Here is a 20,476-nt window from a genome sequence, read left to right on the forward strand (position 1 = left end):
GCGATGGTCGGATCTGCATCGAGACCGGAGCACTCGGAACGGGGCGACTCCCGCACTGGCCGCATCTCCCCCGACGGCACCATCGGGATTATCGCCAACCCGGTTTCGGGGCGCGACGTTCGCCGGGTGGCGGCGCGAGGCGCAGTGTCCACCACCGAAGACAAGCGCAACCGGATCGCCCGGGCCGTCATCGGCGCCGTCACCGCGGGGGCCACGCGGATCGTGGCGATGGCTGAACCGTTCGGCATCGCCACAGGGGCGCTCACCGACCTTCGCATCGATGCCGAGATCGAGATCGTGGATGTGGGGGCGACCGTCTCGCCCGCCGACACGATCCGGGCGGTCGAGGCCATGCGAGCCCGTCATGTCAGCGTGCTGGTGACGCTGGGCGGCGACGGCACCAACCGAACGATTGCTGGGGTCTGGCCCGAAGCGACGCTGGTGCCGATGTCCACCGGCACGAACAACGTGTTCCCGAGCCTGACCGAACCCACTGTGGCCGGCGCCGCCGCGGGGCTGGTGGCGGCCGGCGTGGTGGATCCCGCAGCGTGCGCCCCCCAGTCGAAGCTGATCACCGTCACATCGGGAAGCGGCACATCCGGTAACGGCACATCCGGAAACGGCACATCGCAGGAGGGGCTGCAGGCGGAGGGCTGGACCGAGATCGCGTTGGTCGATGCGGTCACGCTGGCCGATGACTTCGTCGGCAACCGCATGCCCGCCGACGGCGAGCGGATGCGTCAGGTGCTCGTGTCGCGCGCCCACCCCGCCAGCATCGGGCTCAGCTCGCTCGCGGGGCTGCTGCAGCCCTGCTCGTTCGAAGACGACGCGGGCGTGCTGGTGAACTGCGGGCCGGGCGGTTACCCGATGCGCGTGGCGCTCGCACCTGGGCTGTACCGGACGGTGACGGTGATCGATCACCGCAGCGTCGAACTGGGAGAAACCGTGGAGCTCCGAGGCCCGGCAGTGCTGTCGCTCGACGGCGACCGCGAGCGCACGATCGGGCCCGACGAAGCAGCGACTGCAGATGTGCGGCGCTGCGGGCCCCGGGTGGTGAACGTGGAACGGGCGCTGGAATTGGGAGCCGCCGCCGGGGTGTTCGAGACGTCGCGGGCGCCGACCGGCGACCGTGCGCTCAACGAGGCCTCCAAGGTCCACTACCACCACGCCGACGGCACCCCGATCCGCGATTGCTGCTGAGGCTTTGTGGCGGCCAATTCTTGACTAATCAGGTCGGATTTATCGTCAAATGCGGCTATCCTCCGCGGCACGGGCTGTGCCGGCTCACGCATCACAGCATCTGCCGCATCGCAAGGAGAACGAATATGGCACTGCGACTCAATGACACCGCCCCCGATTTCACAGCCGACACCACTGAGGGCGAGATCAATTTCCACGACTGGATCGGCGACGGCTGGGCGCTGCTCTTCTCCCATCCGAAGGACTTCACGCCGGTATGCACCACCGAGCTGGGTGCAGTTGCAGCGCTGGCAGATGACTTCGCCGCTCGCAACTGCAAGATCATCGGCATCAGCGTGGACGGGGTGAGCGACCACGTGGCCTGGAAGGCCGACATCGCCTCCGCTACCGGCCACGAGGCCAACTACCCGCTCATCGGCGATCCAGAGCTGAACGTGGTCAAGCTCTACGACATGCTTCCCGCCGATGCAGGCGACACGTCGCAAGGCCGCACCGCGGCCGACAACGCCACAGCTCGCACGGTGTTCATCATCGGCCCCGACAAGAAGATCAAGGCGTCGCTCACTTACCCGATGACCACTGGTCGCAACTTCGCCGAGATCCTGCGTCTGCTCGACTCAGTGCAGCTGACTGCGGCCGAGCAGGTGGCCACCCCGGCCAACTGGCAGCAGGGCGAGAACGTCATCATCGTGCCTGCGGTCTCCAACGAGGCCGCCGCCGAGAAGTACCCCGACGGCTGGGAGTCGCCGCTGCCGTACCTGAGGCTGGTGCCGCAGCCGGGCTCCTAGTTCCCGCCTGACTCGGCGACGACCTCGGCCTCGAAGGCGGGTACACCGTCCAAGCTCCGCATGGATGCCGGCAGTTCGGCTCTGACCCGCTGATGGAAGACACGATCCTGCGCGAGCGTGTAGGGATAGGCGGCTTCGCCGGAACGCAGCAGCGGAACATGCAACGGTCGGCTGTTGGTGGGTCCGGGGCGATCCTGCTCAACGAGTGTCTCCGAGTTGGCCTCGCCATCGCGCACCACCCGGTAGGGCCGCACCACACCGCCACGCGTGGCCTTGCCCTCTGATTCCTTGTAGACGGGAACCACCGGCTCGAACGTGCCGGAATGCCGAGCGATGGCAACCGCCTTGTACACCATGCCGGCAGTCGCATGGCCCGAGCCCACCACGAGCTGGGTGCCCACGCCGTAGCCATCGACCGGCAGATCGGCCAGGTCGGCGATGCGGTACTCGTCGAGATCGCCCGACACGACGATGCGGGTCGATTCGGCGCCTGCGTCATCCAGCCACTGCCTGACCCGGGGCACCTCGACGGTGAGATCTCCCGAGTCGATGCGGACCGCACCTGGCACCCCGCCAAGACGCTTCGCCGCAGCGAGACCCCGTTCGAGCCCAGTTCTCAAGTCGAAGGTGTCGATCAGCAAGGTGGTCTCGAGGCCGTGGGCACGCATTTGTGCCTCGAATGCAGCTTCCTCGTCGTGGTGGGCCAGCGTGAAAGCGTGCGCCGCAGTGCCGGCTGTCGGAATGCCGTATTGCTCGCCGGCCAACAGGTTGGACGTCGCATCGAAGCCCACCAGCCAAGCGGCGCGTGCCGCGGCGACGGCTGCGAGCTCGTGCGTGCGGCGGCCGCCCATCTCGATGAGGTGACGGCCCTCGGCGACATCGTGCATCCGCGCTGCGGCAGAGGCCACGGCGCAATCGTGGTTGAGCACCGAGAGCACCAAGGTCTCCACGAGCAGCGCTGTGCCGACCGAGGCATCGACCCGCAATACCGGGCTGCCCGGCACGTAGAAATCGCCCTCGCGGTAGCTCCAAGCATCGCCGTCGAATCGGAACGTCGCCAGGTGGTCGAGCAGGCCGTCGCTGAAACGGCCGAGACCAGCTAGGTAGTCCAGATCGTCGGCCTCGAAGCGGTAGTCGGCCAGCAGCCCGGCCAGCCGGCCTGGACCCGCCACCACGCCATAGCCGCGTCCCGGCGGCAGTCGCCGGGCGAACACCTCGAAGCACGAGCGGCGCGACGCGACGCCCGACTGCAGGGCCGCGTCGAGCATGGTCAGCTCGTACAGGTCGGTCATCATCGCCGTGCCCATGCCGAAAGTCTGCCCGCTCGGGTTCCGGCTGTGCTCTGCCGCCGGCTCATGGCCGCGGTCGCAGGCCCGAACCAAGGGCTGTTCGCCAGTAGCGTCGCGGCGATGGTCGCTGTCGGGCTGGCGCGTCTGGTGGCCGCTTCGCACCTGAGCTACATCGTGTTCCTGCTGGTCGGCGGCTTCATGGCGAAGCGCTGGCCGAAGCTCATGAAGTGGCACCTCGGCGCCATCGGCGCTGCTGCCGTGGTGAACATCACCGGCTCGGACTGTCCCCTGACGGTGTGGGAGAAGTGGCTTCTGCGCCAGGCCGGTCGGGAGCCGTATGAGACCGGCTTCATCTCGAACTACCTGGTGGAACCGGTGTACCCGCCGGGCATCACCGGCCGGGTCAACTTTGGGATCTTGGTCACCCTGACGGTGCCGATCACGGTCAGCTACTGGCGCATGCGCAAGACCGGCTCGTCTGCCGCATCCCACTAGGCAACACGGCGACGGGGCAGCTCCTAGACTCACGCCCGGTTGTCGTGAGCGAAGCCGGTGAGATCCCGGCACTGTCCCGCAACGGTGATGCCCCTCCGGGGGACGAGTCCGGTCGCCTCCCGGCCGCCATCACGCGAACCGATTCCTCGAGGCAAGGAGCGGCTCGTGCGGTGGGTGCTCCCGCTGCTCGGCCCTGAACTCGAGCAGAAGGGAGAACACCATGAACCGCATTCCGACCAGGCGAGCCGCACTGCCGTTGCGCCTGCTGTGGGCACTGGCATCGCTGCTCCTGCTGGCATCAGCCTGCGGCAGTGACGACACCACTAGCAGCCCGGCAGCTGCGCCGGCCACGGACGCCGCTGCCAGCACCGAAGCGCCGGCAGCGACACAGGCTCCGACGACCACGACCGAAGCCGCTGCGCCAGCGGACGAGCCTGAAGAAGCGGCTGCGGACGCCGAAGAGACCGGGGACACTGAGCCGGCGCCCGCAGAGCCCGAGCATCGCTACCAGCGGATCGTTTCCATCTCCCCCACTGGAACCGAGATCCTGTTCGCGATCGGTGCCGGCGACCGTGTGGTCGCTGTCGATGAGTTCTCGTACTACCCGCCAGAGGCCCCGGTCACCGACCTGAGCGGCTGGCAGCCGAACGTCGAAGCCATTGCGTCCTACGACCCCGATCTCGTCGTCATGGGCAGCGATGGCGACATCGAGGCCAACCTCGAATCGCTGGGCATCGCGGTGCTTCCCATCGACGCTCCTGCAACCTTCGACGAGGTCTACGTGCAGATCGCGCTGTTCGGCGACGCCACCGAACAGGCCGACGAAGCCGCTGCCCTGATCTCGGATATGCGCAGCGAGATCGCCGCCCTTATCGACGCCGCACCCGACGCTTCAGGGCTGACCTACTACCACGAGCTCACCGATGGTCTGTATTCGGTGACCAGCAGCACCTTCATCGGGCAGGTGTATTTGCTGTTCGGACTGCACAACATTGCCGATCCTGCCGATTCGGACGGAAGCTCGTACGGCTATCCGCAGCTCAGCGACGAGTACATCGTGGACGCCGATCCCGACTTGATCTTCCTGGCGGACACGCTGTGCTGCGGCCAGAACGCTGAGACGATCGCTGCCCGCCCGGGCTGGGACCTGCTGAGCGCAGTCCAGAACGGCCGGGTCGTCGAGCTCAATGACGACATCGTGTCGCGCTGGGGTCCGCGCCTCGTGGAGTTCATCGCGGCAATCTCCGATGCCGTCGTCTCGATCGGCGCAGCGAGCTGACCGATGCCCACTGAGCTGGGGGCTTCGCGATTGCGGGCCCCGGCGCTCGTCGCCGGCTTCGTCGCCGTCATCGTCGCTGTCATCGCAGGGCTGACTATCGGCCCGGCCGGCATCGCAGCTCCGCGGGTGCTCATGGAGCTCGCCGATCTGCTGCCTGGCGTCGCCGTCGAGTCGGGCCTCAACGACGCGCACAAGGCGATCGTCACCGACATCCGGCTGCCACGGGTCGTGCTGGGACTGCTGGTGGGCGCAACGCTGGCCATGAGCGGTGCCACCTATCAGGCGGCATTTCGAAACCCCCTCGCCGATCCCTACCTGCTCGGCATCGCCGCCGGCGCCGGGCTGGGAGCGACCATCGCCATCGTCAACGACATCGGCGACGGCGCCGGCATGTTCGACCTCGTGCCGCTCGCTGCATTCGGCGGCGCGCTTGGCGCGGTGACCGTTGCCTACCTCGCGGGACACATCGGCGGACGCTCGACGGCCTCGCTGATCCTCGCCGGGATCGCCGTGGCGAGCTTTCTGGCGGCCTGCCAGACGTATCTGCTGCAGGCGAACGCGGATGCGTTCCGCCAGATCCTCGCATGGCTCCTCGGTCGGATCGCCACCTCGGGCTGGTCCGAGCCGGCGCTGCTGCTGCCGTACTTCCTGGTGACCACGGCCATCGTGCTGCGCTACCGGAGGGCGCTCGACGTGCTTGCCGTCGGAGACGAAGAGGCGGCGGCGCTCGGCCTCGAACCCCGCCGGATCCGGCTGATCGTCCTGGTGGCGGCGTCGCTCGGCGCGGCCGCAGCCGTGTCGGTGAGCGGGCTGATCAGCTTCGTCGGCATCATCGTGCCGCACGCAATCCGGTTGATCTTCGGCACCAGCAACCGAGTGCTGCTGCCGCTCTCGGTGCTGTTCGGCGGGGCATTCCTCGTGCTGGCCGACCTGACCGCGCGCACGGTGCTGTCCCCCGCCGAGCTGCCGATCGGCGTGGTCACTGCATTCCTCGGAGCGCCATTCTTCGTGTTCGTGCTGCGCACGAGCCGCCGGGAGATCTGGTGACCGCCGCCGTCGACCTGCAGTCGCTCGACGTCCGGCTCAACGGGACCCACGTCTTGGGTGGCGTCGATCTGACTGTCGCTCAAGGCGAGTGGATCAACATCATCGGCCCGAACGGGGCCGGCAAGACCACCCTGCTGCGCGCCGTGCTGGGCCTCGTGGCTTACGACGGCGACATCAGCATCGAAGGTCTCACGAAGCTGCGACGCGCCGAACGGGCTCGCAAGGTCGCCTATGTGCCGCAGACACCGGTCATCCCCCGGGGCATGCTCGTCGCCGATTACGTGCTGCTCGGCCGCACGCCCCACCGCAGCATCTTCGCCGGCGAGACGTCGGCTGACCGCGAGATCGCCGCTGACGTGCTCGAGCGCCTCGACCTCGTCGGATTCGGGGGCCGTACTGTGCAGTCGCTGTCAGGAGGTGAACGCCAGCGCACGGTGCTCGCCAGAGCCTTGGTGCAGCAAGCCGACATCCTGTTGCTCGACGAACCGACAACCGCACTCGACCTTGGGCACCAGCAGGATGTGCTCGACTTGGTCGACGCGCTGCGTCGCGAGCGCGGCTTGACAGTCGTTGCCACGCTGCATGATCTGACCCTCGCCGCCCGCTACGGCGACCAGGTGGCCATCTTGGCGGGAGGCGCCATCGCGCAACGGGGCACGCCCAGCGAGGTGCTCACCGTCGCCAACATCGCAGAGCACTTCGACGCCCAGGTCCGGGTGATCGACGATCCCGAGGGCCCGGTGATCGTGCCCACGGCAACGACAACGCCAGACGCCGCCACGGCGGCGCCGACGAGAAGCGGCACCGCACAGAATGGAGACCACTCATGAATGCAACACAACCTGACGGCTCAACGCCCACCGACGCTCCGCCCACCGATGATCCTCGCCCCGATGGCCTGCGCACCGCGCGCAGCCTGGTGGTGGTGAACACCGGCGACGGCAAGGGCAAATCGTCGGCGGCCTTCGGCATGGCGATGCGAGCACGAGCGCGGGAGTGGCCCGTCGCGGTGGTGCAATTCCTGAAGTCGGACAACTGGGTGACCGGCGAGCAGATGATGGCCGAGCCGCTGGGCATCGACTTCTGGTCGCTGGGCGAAGGCTTCACCTGGGACAGCGAGGACCTCGCACGCGATGAGGCCGAGGCGCGCGAGGCGTGGCGGCACGGCAAGGCGCTGGTGCAGGCAGGCGACTACCGACTGGTGATCTTCGACGAGATCACCTACCCGTTGAACTGGGGATGGATCGATGCCGCAGACGTGGAGGAGACCTTCCGCAACCGGCCTGAACGCGTCTCACTGGTGCTGACGGGACGCGACGCACCGGAGTGGATGATCGACCTGGCCGACACCGTGACGGAGATGCACAAGACCAAGCACGCCTACGACTCGGGCATCCGCGCCAAGAAGGGCATCGACTACTAGGTGCGTCCGCTGCAGAGGCGGCAGGAGCCTCCGCAGCTCTGGCCTCTGTTCGTACTGGCCTGTTCTCGCTCAGGCCGGCAGGCCGATGATCTGCCAGAGCGCCCGCATGTCGAGATGCTCTTCGAGGGCGTCGGCGACGCGGTCGAACTGCTGATCCCGGCGTTCGGCGAATGAGCCGGGCGCCGGCGCCAATCCGCAGCCACCGATCGCAGCCACACGTGCGAGAAACGCATGGCGGAAGGCGTCGCTCTCAAACAGGCCGTGGAGCGTTGTGCCCATGACGCGCCCAGCGCGCCAGCCGTCGGGTTCGCCATCTAGCCAAAGCCATGGCTTGCCATCTGCGTCTGGGCATTGGCGCACCCGGCCGTGGTGGATCTGGTAGCCCTCGACATGGGCGCCAAACGCCTCACCCTGACGCTGAGCTAGCACCTTGCTGTCCTCGAACACGGTCTCCACATCGAGCATGCCCAAGCCCGGCACCCGCCCACAGCGCGATTCGACCTCGTCAGTGATGCTGCGGCCCAGCATCTGGTAGCCGCCGCAGATTCCCAGCACCACGGCGTCCTGGTCGGACACTGCCGCCTCCACCGCCTGCGCGAGGCCTCGCGACTGCATCCACGCCAAGTCCTGGGCAGTGGCCTTGGAGCCACCCAACACGATGACGTCGGGCCTGCCGAGTTCGCGCACCGAGCGCACAAACCGCACGGCAACGTCCGGCTCGCCGAACAGCGGATCGAAATCGGTGAAATTCGACAGGCACGGGAACGCGATGACAGCAACGTCGAGGTGCGCTTCAGCGCTGGGCGGGGGAAGCTCGGCGAGCGCGACCGAGTCCTCAGCGTCAATCTGAATGCCGTCGAGCATCGGCAGAACGCCCAGCACGGGCACGCCGCAGCGGCGCTCGATGTCTGCCAGCCCATCGCCGAGCAGCGCCGGATCACCGCGGAACTTGTTGATGACGAAGCCCCGCACGAGATCGCGCTGGCTGGGCGGCAGCAATGCGACGGTGCCGAAGAGCGCCGCGAACACGCCTCCCGGGTCAATGTCGCCAACCACGATCGCCGGCAGGCCTGCACGCTCGGCGACCCGCAGGTTCACGATGTCGCTGGCGGCAAGGTTGATCTCGGCCGGGCTGCCGGCGCCCTCGAGCACGACGGCATCGAATTCGCGCTGCAGGCGCTTCAGCGAGGCCAGCACCAGCTCGAACAGTTCGGGCTTGTGCTCGTGATACTCGGCAGCGGTCATTGTCGCGAACGGCTTGCCCTTCACCACGATCTGGGCACCGGTGTCCGACGTCGGCTTGATGAGCACCGGGTTCATGTCCACGCTGGCTTCTACGCCCGCTGCCTGAGCCTGGCTGAATTGGGCACGGCCGATCTCGTGGCCCGACACGGTCACCGCCGAGTTCAGCGCCATGTTCTGCGCCTTGAACGGCGCGACCTGCAGGCCCCGCCTCGCGAGCAGCCGGCACAGGCCAGCCACGATGGTGGTCTTGCCGGCGTTCGAAGCCGTGCCGCACACCATCAGACCAGGTGCCAATGCGTCATGGGCGGCGCGTTCGGTCACCGCGGCAGCGTACAAATGCACCGCTCTGGTCTCAGGCGAGCTTGAATCGCTCCGCCACTTAGCCTCTGACGCCATGCGAGCGGCGGGAGCAGCATCGTGAGCGGCCTGAAGGTCTCGGGGCGGGCAGACATCGCGCCGTTCTTCGTCATGGAGATGATGCGGGCGGCTGCTGACCGGGAGGCGGCCGGCGGCGACGTCGTGCACATGGAGGTCGGCCAGCCGTCCACTCCGGCACCCGCAGGCGCTCGTGCAGCGGCCAAGGCGGCGATCGACGGCGACGTGCTGGGGTACACCTCGGCGGTGGGCATCGAGCCGCTGCGCCAGCGTCTGACCCAGCACTACGCCGATTGGTACGGCCACGGCGCCGACGCTGACTGCCTGGTCGTGACCCAGGGCGCCAGCGGCGCGTTCACCTTGGCTTTCCTGTCGTGCTTCGAAGCCGGCGACCGGGTGGCGGTGACCGCACCCGGCTATCCCTGCTACCGCAACACGCTGGAGGCGCTGGACATCGAGGTGGTCGAGATCGCAGTCACTGCCGAGACAGGTTTCCGGCTCACCATTGCAATGCTCGAACAAGTCGGCGAACTCGACGGGCTCGTGGTGGCGAGTCCGGCGAATCCCACCGGCACGATGTTGCCGCCCGGCGAACTGGACCAGTTGGCGCGCTGGTGCCACACCGCGGGCGTGCGCCTGATCTCCGACGAGATCTACCACGGCATTTCCTACGGCACGCCCGCTGCAACGGCCGCCGCATCGAGCCCCAGTGCCGTCGTGGTGAACAGCTTCTCCAAGTACTTCTCGATGACCGGGTGGCGGCTGGGCTGGCTCCTGCTGCCGCCCGAACTGGTGTCCCCCGTCGAGCGACTCGCGCAGAACGCCACCATCGCCGCCGCCACGGTCAGCCAGCACGCTGCGCTCGGCGCCTTCGACAGCATCGACGAGCTAGAGGCCAACGTGGCCCGCTATGCCACCAACCGTGAGATCCTGCTGGACGGTCTGCCGGCTGCGGGCTTGGATCGCATCGCCCCGCCCGACGGCGCGTTCTATCTGTACGCCAACGTCGACCATCTCACCGACGACAGCGCCGAGCTGGCTGCACGGTGGCTGGCCGATCTGGGCATCGCCACGACGCCCGGCATCGATTTCGACCCGGCCGAAGGCCACCGCTACATCCGCTTCTCGTTCGCCGGCAGCAACGACGACATGACCCAGACCGTCGAGCGCCTCACTGATTGGGCGCGCCAGCAGAGTTGAGCCTTCGGGCGCGACGCGAACCCCAGAACTAGCGTCGCCGTTCATGGAATCGGCAGAACTGGAAACGCTCATCATCGACGCGGCAGACAACGGCGTGGTGACCATCACCATGAACCGGCCCAAGCGCCTCAACGCGGCGAGCCCCCAGATGTTCACCGAGCTGCGCGAGACGTGGAACGAGATCGGCGGTGACCCCACGGTGCGCTGCGTGGTCATGACCGGCGCCGGCGATGCCTTCTGCAGCGGTGCCGACCTGGCCGCCGATGACGGCGACGGCCCCCGCAGGCATCCGCTGCAGGGGCTGAACGTGATTCACCAGACCGTGTCGGCCCTCTACTCGATCATGGTGCCGGTCATCGCGAAGGTGAATGGCGTCGCAGCTGGCGCGGGCATGAACCTCGCCTTGGCGTGCGACTTGATCGTGGCCTCCGATCAAGCTCGCTTCAGCGAGATCTTCTCCCGCCGCGGGCTCAGCGTGGACTTCGGCGGCACCTGGATCCTGCCCCGGCTCATCGGCCTGCACCGTGCCAAGGAACTCGCATTCTTCGCGGAGGTCATCGATGCCAAGCAGGCGGAGGACTTCGGCATCGTCAACAAGGTGGTGCCCCACGGCGAGCTCGACGCCTTTGTAGACGATTGGGCCGACCGCCTCGCTGCCGGGCCGCCGATCGCGGTCGCGATGACCAAGCGTCTGCTCACCCTCAACGCCTCGGCCGACTTCGCGACGGCACTAGAGGGCGAGGGCATGGCCCAGTCGCTCAACTTCACCACCGACGACACCAAGGAGGCCGTCAAGGCCTTCCTCGAAAAGCGATCACCCACCTTCACCGGCCGCTAGCGCCGGGCGGGCCGCGGTTGATCAGGCGAGGGTGGCGCGAGACTCGGCCCAGGTCTTGCCCGACTCCACGTCGACGTCGTGGGGCAGGCCCAGCACCCGCTCGGCGATGATGTTGCGCTGCACTTCGGAGGTGCCGCCGCCGATCGTCAGAGCCGGGCTGAACAGGTAGCCGCCGTGCCAACCGTTCCAGCCCTCCACCACCGCTTGCGTCTTGGGGAACTGGGGGGAGGTGCCCAGCGGCCCCGTGTCTGCCAGCAGTCCATGGGCGCCTGAGAGATCTTTGGCCAGCGTCATCACGTGCTGGCCGTGATCGTCGGCGAGCGCCTTGCGCACGCTGGCCTCGGGTCCGGGCTGGCGACCCTGCAGGCGAGCACTCAGCGTTCGCAGCCGGATGAGGCGCAGCACCTCGCCTTCGATGTGAAGGCGTGCGGCCCGGTCGCGCATCACCGGATCGCTCAATCCACCGGCAGAACGGATGACATCCAGCAGATCTGCCGCGCTGGGGCCGCTGCCCCACAGCGCCCCCTCGCCTGAGAGCGACACCCGCTCGTTGCCGAGCGTGACCTTGGCCAGCCGCCAGCCGTCGTTCTCGTCGCCGATCCGGTTCTCCACCGGCAGTTCCATGTCGGTGAAGAACGTCTGGTTGAACGAGTACGCGGTGGTCATGTCGATGATGGGGCGCAGTTCGAGGCCGGGAGTGTCCATCGGGCAGATGAAGTACGACACACCCCGATGTTTGGGCACGTCCGGATCGGTGCGAGCGATGAGGATGCCGAACTTGCTGCGATGCGCTCCGGAGGACCAGATCTTCGAACCGTTCACGATGTACCGGTCGCCGTCGCGCACGGCGCGGGTGGCCAGGTTCGCCAGATCAGAGCCGCTGTCGGGCTCGGAGAAGAGCTGGCACCAGACCTCCTCACCGGTGAGGATCGGCCACAGGTACCGGTCCATCTGAACCTGATCGCCGCCGTAGATGATCGTCGGCCCTGCCCAGCCGAGCCCGATGCCGCCGGCCAGGCGCTTCACGCCGGCCGAGGCCAGCTCCTCGTCGATCAGCAGTTGGGTGATCGGGTCGGCTTCGAGGCCGTAGGGCTTGGGCCAGTGCGGGGCCACATAGCCCGCGTGCGCCAGCGCCTCCTGGCTGGGGTTGCCGTCGTGATCGTCGAGCCAGTCGCGCACTGCGACACGGCGAGGATCGTCGTCGTCCGGCCAATCGAAGTCCATGTGCGGACCCTAGCGAAGGGCCCCGAGACGCGAACAGGCCCCCGCTCGACTGAGCAGGGGCCTGCTGCTACCCGAAGATCATGTTCGCGCCGCCGCCCGAAGGCGGGGCCGCGGCCGCGTGAGGACCAGCACGCGGATCTTGTGGGGTTCGGTGGTCCGGGTTGGAGTCGCCACCTGATGGAGACGTCCCCTTCTCGGAAGCGGGTCGCCTCAGCGCCCGGCCACCTCCAGAGTCCTGTTGCGTTTCGGCATTGCTTGGACCACCCCCTTTCTCTGGTGCAACCAGATTGCCACAGACGCGACCGGATCAGGTAACGAATTCCGATCTGATGGCTCTCGCGACTGCGGCTGCCCCGAGCGTCGCAACCAGATCAGGCTGGGTGTCCACCTCGCCGGTCGCGAGCAGGAACAGCGCATCGCCGTCGAAATTCGTGTGCGGGGGCTCGATAGCCCGGGCAATGCCCGTGTGCGCCAGGTCGGCCGCACGGCAGGCCTCTGGTTTGGTGAGCCGGGCGTTGGTGACCAAGCAGCCGATCGTCGTATTGCCGCGCTCGGGCGATTCCGGCTTTGCCGTGCCGCGGCCAGTGAATCCGGGAATCGCCTCGACCGGGTCATACGGGTAGCGCTCAGCCCCGGGCGGCGCCGTGCAACCGGCGAGCACGGTCCCATCGGCGTCGATGACGTCACCCAAGGCGTTGACCGCCACGAGCGCGCCGACGACCACATTGCCCGAGCGCTCCACCGCCGTGCCCAGTGCGCCCGACACGGAGAAGTCCCGACCAGCGACCTTGCCGATCGTGCAGCCCCGCCCGACGCCCACACGCCCGGTGGCGGGTTCGTCAGCGCTGGCGGCCTCGCAGGCAGCCCAGCCGGCCTCGGCGGTCGGCCGTGGACTGTCAGGCCCCGCGATGTCGTACAGCACAGCGGCACCCACCACCGGCACGATGCTGTCGCGGATGTCCAGCCCGCGGCCATGCTCGGCGCACCACCGCACCACGCCGTCGGCTGCTGCGAGCCCGAACACACTGTTGCCGCACAGCACCACGCCGTGGCATTCGACGCCGGCACCAGTGGGCCCCAGTGCCGCCGCCTCGCGAGTGCCCGGGGCCCCGCCTCGCACCGCAATCGCGCCCAGCGTGCCCGCCGGCGGCAGCACCACCGTCACGCCCGTCTCCGCGACCTCGTCGGTCCACGAGCCCACCAGCACCGATGGCAACCCCAACGCCATGGCCGCGCACCCTACGCGCTGGCTCGTCATCTGGGTCCATTTCGGCGACGCGAAGGACTTGCGCGGTTCTTAGCCAGCTCTCAGCCAGTCCTTAACCGGCTCTCACAATCGGTTCGTACGGTGCGGCCCGCCCGACTCGGAGGACCTCCTGCATGCCCAAACTCTTGTGGACGACACGTGTCGCAGTCGGGACACTCGTTGCGCTCATGGCGGTTGCCTGTGGAGGCGACGATTCCAGTGGCCTCGCCACGCTGCAGGGGGTGACTACCGCCGCACCCGATGAGACCCTCACGGCCGCTGGCGCCGAAGAACCTACATCCGCGGCGGGTGTGACGCAGCGCAGCAACGAGGCCGCAACCACGACCACCGCCGACGAGACCGGAGCCGAAGAATCCGTTGCCCACGACACCGCTGCTGACGACACGACGTCATCGGACGACGCCGACGATCTCACCGATGAGGAACGCCTGCTCGAATTCGCCCAGTGCATGCGCGACAACGGCGTCGAGTTTCCCGATCCCGTCGTGGAGGCCGACGGCACGATCACCTTCGGACTGCGTCCCGGCAGAGGCACCGGCGGACAGGACGCCGAGGGTCTCCAGGCCATCGGCCGCGATCCGGATCTGCCGGCAGCTCAAGCCGCGTGCAGTGAGATCATCGACGGCCAGGCTCTCGGTCCCGGCGGGCAGAACTTCGACGAAGTCCGGATCGAGCTCATGGATCGCCTGCTCGAATTCGCCCAGTGCATGCGCGACGAGGGCGTCGATGTATCCGACCCCGACCCGAATGCGTTCGGCCCCGGCAGCGGAGGCGGGAGGCCGTTCGGCGGGCTTGATTTCGACGATGCAGACGTGAGTGCAGCATTTGAGGTCTGCGGCGACCGACTGCCCGCTGGTCCAGGCCGTGGAGGCGGACAGTGACCCCTCAGCGCAAGCGCCGGCTGCTCGGCACCGCAGTGGTGGCTGTGGTTGTCGTCGCCGCCGCCGTCGTCATCCTGCTCATGTCTGGCGCCGACAACGGCGACAGCGTCGATCAGGCAGAAGAGGCCGAGATCAGCACCGTCACGGTGACCCAACGTGATCTCACCGAGTATCTGGAGATCTCCGGGACCCTCGACTACGAGGGAACGGTCACGCTCACATCTCGCGATAACGGCGTGCTTATGCACCTTGCAGACGAGGGGACGATCCTGCGTCAAGGCGAGCAGATCTACCTTGTCCGCTATGAGCCATCAGAGGCGGAGACCGCGCGCGTCCTCGCTGGGGTGGCCTCGGCTCGAGATGCGCTGTCGGCCGCTGCCGACAAGCTGGACGACGCCACCTCTGGGCCCGACGAAGCTGACGCTGCAGCGGCGCGGGCTGCAGTGGCGGAGGCCGTCGAGGCCCGCGACCGGCTGATCGAACCGCCGAGCCCCGCGGAGATCAGCAGCGCTCAAGCTGCAGTAGCTGCTGCATCAGAGGCCTTGGACGCGTTGGACAATCCCACAGCCGGTGACCTCGCGTCTGCGAGGGCAGAGATCGCTACAGCCGAAGCCAGACTGGCCGAGCTGAAGGCGGGCCCACCCGAAGCCGAAATCGACACAGCACGAGTGGCGGTGCAGATCGCCGAGCAAACACTGGCCGATCTGACAGCAGGGCCGTCCGAAGCCGAAATCGACACAGCACAAGCAGCAGTGCAAACAGCCAAACAAGCACTCGCCGACCTGCAAGCAGGCCCATCCGAAGCCGAAATCGACACAGCACAAGCAGCAGTGCAAACAGCCAAACAAGCACTCGCCGACCTGCAAGCAGGCCCATCCGAAGCCGAAATCGACACAGCAGAGGCGAATCGGCTGGCTGCTTGGGAGAGGCTCCGCGACGAGCTTCAGCATTCCGACAACGAAGTCGAAGTCGAGCTGGCGCGTGCGGAGTTGCTCACTGCCGAAGAGATCCTCGCTGCTCTCCAAACAGGTCCAACCGATGCCGAGATCGACGACGCCCAAGCCCGCGTTCTCACCGCCGAACAGAACCTCGCCGACCTGCAGGCAGGCCCCACCCAAGCCCAGATCGACGATGCCCAAGCCGGCTCACTGGCTGCTGAAGAGGCCCTGGCCGACCTGTTGGCCGGCCCGACCGACGCAGAGATCAACGAAGCCGAAGCCCAGGTACTGACTGCCGAAGAGGCGCTCGCCGATCTGCTCGCAGGCCCGACCGAGGCAGAGATCAACGAAGCCGAAGCCCAAGTGCTCACCGCCAAAGAACGGCTGGACCTGCTTGAGCGTCCCACCCATGTTCAGTACGCGCAGGCACGCGCCGACCTCGACGCCGCCGAAGAATCGCTCGCCGATCTTCGCTCCGGGCCTACGCAGGCTGAGATCGATACGGCAGACGCCTCCATCCTGACCGCAGAGCGGGCACTTGCTGACCTGCTCGCTGAGGTGACCGCCGCAGAACTCGCAGCACTCGAAGCGTCTCTGGCCAGCGCCGAAGCGGAGCTCGTCAGCGCCCAAGCGGAAGTGACTGCTCACGGACAGACACACCGACCGCTGCACCTCCTCTACGGCAGCATCCCGACGTACCGAGACATGACGGTCGGCCTCGAAGGCCCCGACATCAGGCAGCTCGAAGAGAACCTGGCCAGCTTGGGCTTCGGAGACGACGCGTTCGCGGTCGACGGCGTCTTCGACGATCACACCGCTGCCGCGGTGGGGCGCTGGCAGCAAGCAACCGGGCAGCACATCGACGGCATGGTGGGCACCGCTGACGTGCTCTTCGTCGCAGGTCCCTCGGTGATCGAATCCTGGGAGCCGGGCATCGAGATCGGTCAAGAGTTGGCAGCCGGCAGGACGCTCGTCTCGCTCACCGTGGTCGAGACTCCCGAGCGAGCCAGCATGACGACAACGCAGCGGGTCACAGCCAATCTGCCGCTCGGCGATCGTGACCTCGTCTCGGTCGGCATCGAAGTCAATGTCGAGCTGCCGGACGACTCCGACGTCACCGGAACCGTCTCCGCCATCAACCCCTCGCCTGTGCTCGACACCCAAACGGGCGAGAACTATGTCGAGGTGACGATCCTGCTCTCCGAGCCCGCCTCGCCGATTTGGATCGGCGCAACGGTCACCGTCGAGATCACCCAAACGCTGATCCCCGGCGCCCTGGTGGTGCCCGCCACTGCCCTGCTCGCCCTCGTCGAAGGCGGCAGTGCTGTGGAAGTGCTCAACGCCGACGGCTCGGTGCGTCTCGTGGGCGTCGAGACCGGGCTGTTCGTCGACGGCGACGTCGAGGTGATCAGCCCCGAACTCGAGGCCGGCATGCGCATCGTGGTTCCGCGGTGAATCCCGCGGCACCGGCCATCGAGCTGCGTGATGTATCCAAGCGCTACGCCGGCTCACCGCCGGTGATCGCGCTGGATCGGGTGACCGTGCAGATCTGCCAGGGCGAGATGGTTGCGGTCGTCGGGCAGTCGGGCAGCGGCAAGTCCACGATGCTCCACGTCATGGGCACGCTCGACCAGCCGACGAGCGGCTCGGTGCTGATCGAAGGAATCGACACCTCAGCGCTGCCCGACGACCGTCTCGCAGCAATCCGGGGCCGTCGCGTCGGCTTCGTCTTCCAACGCTTCTTCCTGCTGGCCGGAATTCCCATCATCGACAACGTCGCAAACGGCTTGCTCTACACCGGCACCTCGCGCGCAGAACGGCGCACGGCCGCGGAGGCCGTGCTGGAGCGCGTCGGGCTCGGCGACCGCATCTGGCACCGACCCAACGAACTGTCCGGCGGGGAAACGCAGAGAGTGGCCATTGCTCGCGCACTGGTCCATCGACCTGCGTTCATCCTGGCCGACGAGCCCACGGGCAATCTCGACTCTGCGTCATCGGCATCGATCATGGATCTCTTCGGGTCGCTGCACGAAGAAGGCCGCACGATCGTGATCGTCACGCACAACGAGGCGATTGCTGCAGCACTGCCTCGGCAACTGCAGATCCTCGATGGACGGCTCGAACGTGACATCCGCATCGACGCAAGTCGCTGACGCGCCCGCTGACTTGGTGGCCCGGTGACCTTCGAGCCAGCGCAGTCGGCTCACGGCACCCCCGTCGGTGCCATCGCGCCAAGTCGCCTGCGTCTCTCTGAAGTCATTCGAGTCGGTCTCGGATCGCTCGCAGCCCGCAAGCTGCGTTCCGTTCTGTCGGCTCTGGGTATCGCCATCGGCATCGCGTCGCTGGTCAGCGTGCTCGGCCTGTCGGATTCGTCCAAGTCGGCGCTGCTGGATCAGATCGGTGCCCTCGGCACCAACCTGCTGACTGTCGAAGCCGGATCAGGGTTCGGTGCTGGCGATGCGGCACTGCCCGGCACAGCCGTCGCAACCGTCGGCCGCGTCTCGACCGTCGAGGCCACGGCGGCCGTGTACAGCGTCGGCGTCGGCGTCTACCGCAACGACCTCGTGCCCGAGGATCGCACGGGCGGGATCAGCGTGTTCGCGACCGATCCAGGGCTGATGGGCACGCTGAACGGCAGCATCGCGCAGGGAGCGTTCTTCACCGAAGCGACGCGGGCGCATCCAGTTGCCGTCGTCGGCGCGGTGGCGGCTGAACGCCTGGGTATTCGCAGCCTGGACACTCCCGTCGAGCTGTACATCGGAGGACGCTGGGTCGAAGTCCTCGGAGTTCTCGAGCCGTTCGCGCTGGCGGCGGACCTCGACCGGGCCGTCCTGATCGGCGACCTCGCGGCGGAGACCTACTACGACGTCGAGCTCGCGCCGACCGTCGTCTATGTGCGTGTCGACGAAGATCACATCGACGCGACTCGTGACGTGCTGGCCGGAACGATCGATCCTGAGAATCCAGAAGAAGTCGAGATCAGCCGGCCATCGGACCTGCTGGAGGCAAGATCGGCAGCCGAGAGCTCCTTCACCGGGTTGTTCCTGGGCCTCGGGGCAGTGGCGCTGCTGGTCGGCGGCATCGGCGTGGCAAACGTCATGGTGATCGGCGTCATCGAACGGCGGGGCGAGATCGGCCTGCGCCGAGCCATCGGGGCGACACGGGCGCACATCCGTCGCCAGTTCCTCACCGAAGCCTTGACGCTCGCCTCGCTGGGCGGTGCCGTCGGGGTGCTGATGGGAGTGTCGGTGACGTACGTGTACGCGACCGCGCAGGGGTGGCGGGTGATCATCCCGACGGTGGCACTCGTCGGCGGGCTCGCCGCGGCGGTCCTGATCGGAGCGATCGCCGGCCTCTACCCGGCAATCCGGGCCGCCAGAGTGTCGCCGACCGAAGCCCTCCGCTCGGACTGATTCGCCGGCTATTCGGGGGGCTCAGCGCCGCCGGAAACGGCAGCGGCGTCGCTGCGTTCGCGGAACATCTCGCCCATCGCGGCCACGGCGCCGAGCACGCCGCTGGTGTCGAGCGGCAGGAAGATCTTGGTGGCCTGGCCGTTCGCAACGCCTTGCAGCGCTTCGAGGTACTTGATGGCGATCAGGTCGTCGGTGGGATCGCCATTGTGGATCGCCAGGAAGACACGCTCGATGGCCTGACCCTCACCCTCAGCCACGGTCAGCTTCTGGTACTTGTCGGCATCTGCCACCCGCTTGATGGCCTCGGCCTCGCCCTCGGCCCGCAGGATCTGCGACTGCTTCACACCCTCCGCCTGCAGGATCGCCGCACGCTTCTCGCCTTCGGCCTCGGTGACGGCAGCACGCCGGTCACGCTCGGCCTTCATCTGGCGGTGCATGGCGGTGGTCACATCGGCGGGCGGCTCGATGCGCTGGATCTCGACTCGCACCACACGGGTGCCCCACTTGTCGGTGGCGTCGTCGAGGATCTGGCGCAGCTTGGAGTTGATGACCTCGCGCGACACCAGCGCATCATCGAGCTGCAGATCGCCGACCACGTTGCGCAGGTTCGTCTGGGCCAGCTTGGTCACCGCGATGATGAAATTGCCGACCGCGTACTTCAGCTTCACCGGGTCGGTGGGCTCGTAGTAGATGACGGCGTCGACGGTGACCGCCACGTTGTCCTTGGTGATGACCTCCTGGGGAGGCACGTCCACGACCTGCTCGCGCATGTCCACCTTCAGGATGCGCTGCACGAACGGGATGACGAAGCGAAGGCCCGGCTCGACCGTCATCCGGTACTTGCCCAGGAACTCGATGAGGCCCTGCTCGAAGGGCCGCACGATGCGCAGGCCCTTCGCGGCGATCACAAAGATCGCGAGCGCAATGATTGCCAGGAGGATGACTCCGGGGTTGATGCTGTCCATCAGTCGCTCCTTGGGGTGGCGGTCTCGTCGTCTGGGGCGGGCGGCTGGTCTGCGCCGGCGGCGTCGCTGCTGCCGTCACCGGCATCGAGGTCGGCCGGTGACCCAGGAGCATCTGGGCTCGGCCCTGGCGCGGTCGGGTCCACATGGGGCACGTAGTCGTCAGGCGGCGGCTCGACGAATTCGACTTGCAGCTTGGTGCCAGCGAGCGCGACAACCCGCACCAGCGAGCCCTCCTCGATGCGGCCCGCCTCCTGGCAGGCCGCCCGCCACTCGTCGGATTCCACGCGCACCCGGCCGGTGTTGTTCACCGGATCGATGAGCTCAACGACGCGTCCCGACATGCCGATGTAGCGGTTCGCGCCGACCGGAAGGTCGTCGGGGCGGTCCTGGCGGCCCATGAAGCGGCGCAGCACCAGCATGGAGACTGCCGTGCCGCCGAAGAACAGCAGCCATTGGACGGCGCCGTGCAGGTCGAGCCACGCCGCGGCTGCAGCCAGCACCGCACCGAGTGCAAACGGCAGCAGGAAGAAGCCGGCGGTGAAGATCTCACCGATGCCCATGACCATCGCCACCGCGACCCAGACCCATCGCCACAGTTCGTTGTCCACC

Annotated in this window: 19 protein-coding genes and 1 riboswitch; of the genes, 13 read left to right on the plus strand and 6 right to left on the minus strand. The window is 67.5% G+C overall.

What is annotated here, in order from left to right:
- Nucleotides 1-3 precede the first annotated feature (3 nt).
- Both ACOGI5_RS01540 and ACOGI5_RS01545 read left to right on the plus strand, forming a co-directional pair.
- The gene (locus tag ACOGI5_RS01540; RefSeq protein WP_419862710.1) at nucleotides 4-1,200 is read left to right on the plus strand and encodes an NAD(+)/NADH kinase; all 1,197 of its coding nucleotides are present in this window, start codon (nucleotides 4-6) and stop codon (nucleotides 1,198-1,200) included.
- Between the two features lie 125 nt (nucleotides 1,201-1,325).
- Nucleotides 1,326-1,988: a peroxiredoxin gene (locus tag ACOGI5_RS01545; protein WP_419862711.1), complete on the plus strand. Its 663-nt coding sequence runs from the start codon at nucleotides 1,326-1,328 to the stop codon at nucleotides 1,986-1,988.
- Here the strand turns inward: ACOGI5_RS01545 and pncB are convergent.
- Nucleotides 1,985-3,295: a nicotinate phosphoribosyltransferase gene (gene pncB, locus ACOGI5_RS01550; RefSeq protein ID WP_419862712.1), complete on the minus strand. Its 1,311-nt coding sequence runs from the start codon at nucleotides 3,293-3,295 to the stop codon at nucleotides 1,985-1,987. The genes ACOGI5_RS01545 and pncB overlap by 4 nt on opposite strands.
- A 102-nt stretch (nucleotides 3,296-3,397) precedes the next feature.
- Here pncB and ACOGI5_RS01555 point away from each other — a divergent pair, with 102 nt between their 5' ends.
- From ACOGI5_RS01555 to cobO, 5 genes are all read left to right on the plus strand, one after another.
- Nucleotides 3,398-3,772, plus strand: coding sequence for a DUF2784 domain-containing protein (locus tag ACOGI5_RS01555; RefSeq protein ID WP_419862713.1), 375 nt, complete (start codon nucleotides 3,398-3,400; stop codon nucleotides 3,770-3,772).
- A gap of 23 nt (nucleotides 3,773-3,795) precedes the next feature.
- Nucleotides 3,796-3,940, plus strand: a riboswitch (adenosylcobalamin (AdoCbl) riboswitch).
- A 52-nt stretch (nucleotides 3,941-3,992) separates the two neighbouring features.
- Nucleotides 3,993-5,051, plus strand: a complete 1,059-nt coding sequence (locus ACOGI5_RS01560; RefSeq protein ID WP_419862714.1) for an ABC transporter substrate-binding protein — start codon at nucleotides 3,993-3,995, stop codon at nucleotides 5,049-5,051.
- A 3-nt stretch (nucleotides 5,052-5,054) separates the two neighbouring features.
- On the plus strand, nucleotides 5,055-6,098 hold the full coding sequence (locus tag ACOGI5_RS01565; protein WP_419862715.1) for a FecCD family ABC transporter permease: 1,044 nt from the start codon (nucleotides 5,055-5,057) through the stop codon (nucleotides 6,096-6,098).
- A complete protein-coding gene (locus tag ACOGI5_RS01570; RefSeq protein WP_419865416.1) occupies nucleotides 6,092-6,928 on the plus strand; it encodes an ABC transporter ATP-binding protein in 837 nt (278 codons plus the stop codon). The genes ACOGI5_RS01565 and ACOGI5_RS01570 overlap by 7 nt, the downstream gene beginning before the upstream one ends.
- A complete protein-coding gene (cobO, locus tag ACOGI5_RS01575; protein ID WP_419862716.1) occupies nucleotides 6,925-7,521 on the plus strand; it encodes a cob(I)yrinic acid a,c-diamide adenosyltransferase in 597 nt (198 codons plus the stop codon). The genes ACOGI5_RS01570 and cobO overlap by 4 nt, the downstream gene beginning before the upstream one ends.
- A 69-nt stretch (nucleotides 7,522-7,590) precedes the next feature.
- Here the strand turns inward: cobO and ACOGI5_RS01580 are convergent, their stop codons facing one another.
- Nucleotides 7,591-9,087: a cobyric acid synthase gene (locus ACOGI5_RS01580; RefSeq protein ID WP_419862717.1), complete on the minus strand. Its 1,497-nt coding sequence runs from the start codon at nucleotides 9,085-9,087 to the stop codon at nucleotides 7,591-7,593.
- A gap of 96 nt (nucleotides 9,088-9,183) precedes the next feature.
- Here ACOGI5_RS01580 and ACOGI5_RS01585 point away from each other — a divergent pair, with 96 nt between their 5' ends.
- Both ACOGI5_RS01585 and ACOGI5_RS01590 read left to right on the plus strand, forming a co-directional pair.
- Nucleotides 9,184-10,341, plus strand: a complete 1,158-nt coding sequence (locus tag ACOGI5_RS01585) for a pyridoxal phosphate-dependent aminotransferase (RefSeq protein ID WP_419862718.1) — start codon at nucleotides 9,184-9,186, stop codon at nucleotides 10,339-10,341.
- Between the two features lie 43 nt (nucleotides 10,342-10,384).
- A complete protein-coding gene (locus ACOGI5_RS01590) occupies nucleotides 10,385-11,179 on the plus strand; it encodes an enoyl-CoA hydratase/isomerase family protein (RefSeq protein WP_419862719.1) in 795 nt (264 codons plus the stop codon).
- A 21-nt stretch (nucleotides 11,180-11,200) separates the two neighbouring features.
- Here the strand turns inward: ACOGI5_RS01590 and ACOGI5_RS01595 are convergent, their stop codons facing one another.
- On the minus strand, nucleotides 11,201-12,403 hold the full coding sequence (locus tag ACOGI5_RS01595; protein WP_419862720.1) for an acyl-CoA dehydrogenase family protein: 1,203 nt from the start codon (nucleotides 12,401-12,403) through the stop codon (nucleotides 11,201-11,203).
- 307 nt (nucleotides 12,404-12,710) lie between these two features.
- A complete protein-coding gene (locus ACOGI5_RS01600; RefSeq protein WP_419862721.1) occupies nucleotides 12,711-13,631 on the minus strand; it encodes a P1 family peptidase in 921 nt (306 codons plus the stop codon).
- 152 nt (nucleotides 13,632-13,783) lie between these two features.
- Between ACOGI5_RS01600 and ACOGI5_RS01605 the strand changes: the two genes are divergently transcribed.
- The 4 genes from ACOGI5_RS01605 to ACOGI5_RS01620 are packed head-to-tail and all read left to right on the plus strand — an operon-like array spanning nucleotide 13,784 to nucleotide 18,902.
- Nucleotides 13,784-14,551 carry a hypothetical protein gene (locus ACOGI5_RS01605; RefSeq protein WP_419862722.1) on the plus strand — a complete coding sequence of 256 codons (768 nt, stop codon included), beginning with the start codon at nucleotides 13,784-13,786 and terminating at the stop codon, nucleotides 14,549-14,551.
- Nucleotides 14,548-16,944, plus strand: a complete 2,397-nt coding sequence (locus tag ACOGI5_RS01610) for a peptidoglycan-binding protein (RefSeq protein WP_419862723.1) — start codon at nucleotides 14,548-14,550, stop codon at nucleotides 16,942-16,944. Before ACOGI5_RS01605 ends, ACOGI5_RS01610 begins: the two co-directional genes overlap by 4 nt.
- Nucleotides 16,941-17,642: an ABC transporter ATP-binding protein gene (locus ACOGI5_RS01615; RefSeq protein ID WP_419862724.1), complete on the plus strand. Its 702-nt coding sequence runs from the start codon at nucleotides 16,941-16,943 to the stop codon at nucleotides 17,640-17,642. Before ACOGI5_RS01610 ends, ACOGI5_RS01615 begins: the two co-directional genes overlap by 4 nt.
- Nucleotides 17,643-17,666: 24 nt before the next feature.
- On the plus strand, nucleotides 17,667-18,902 hold the full coding sequence (locus tag ACOGI5_RS01620) for an ABC transporter permease (RefSeq protein WP_419862725.1): 1,236 nt from the start codon (nucleotides 17,667-17,669) through the stop codon (nucleotides 18,900-18,902).
- Between the two features lie 8 nt (nucleotides 18,903-18,910).
- On the opposite strand, the gene ACOGI5_RS01625 is transcribed toward ACOGI5_RS01620, so the two are convergent.
- A complete protein-coding gene (locus tag ACOGI5_RS01625; protein ID WP_419862726.1) occupies nucleotides 18,911-19,867 on the minus strand; it encodes an SPFH domain-containing protein in 957 nt (318 codons plus the stop codon).
- Entirely contained in the window at nucleotides 19,867-20,475 is a 609-nt protein-coding gene (locus tag ACOGI5_RS01630) for an NfeD family protein (RefSeq protein WP_419862727.1), read from the minus strand. Before ACOGI5_RS01630 ends, ACOGI5_RS01625 begins: the two co-directional genes overlap by 1 nt.
- Nucleotide 20,476: the final 1 nt, after the last annotated feature.

The organism is Candidatus Poriferisodalis sp., assembly GCF_965208925.1.
GTDB lineage: Bacteria > Actinomycetota > Acidimicrobiia > Acidimicrobiales > Poriferisodalaceae > Poriferisodalis.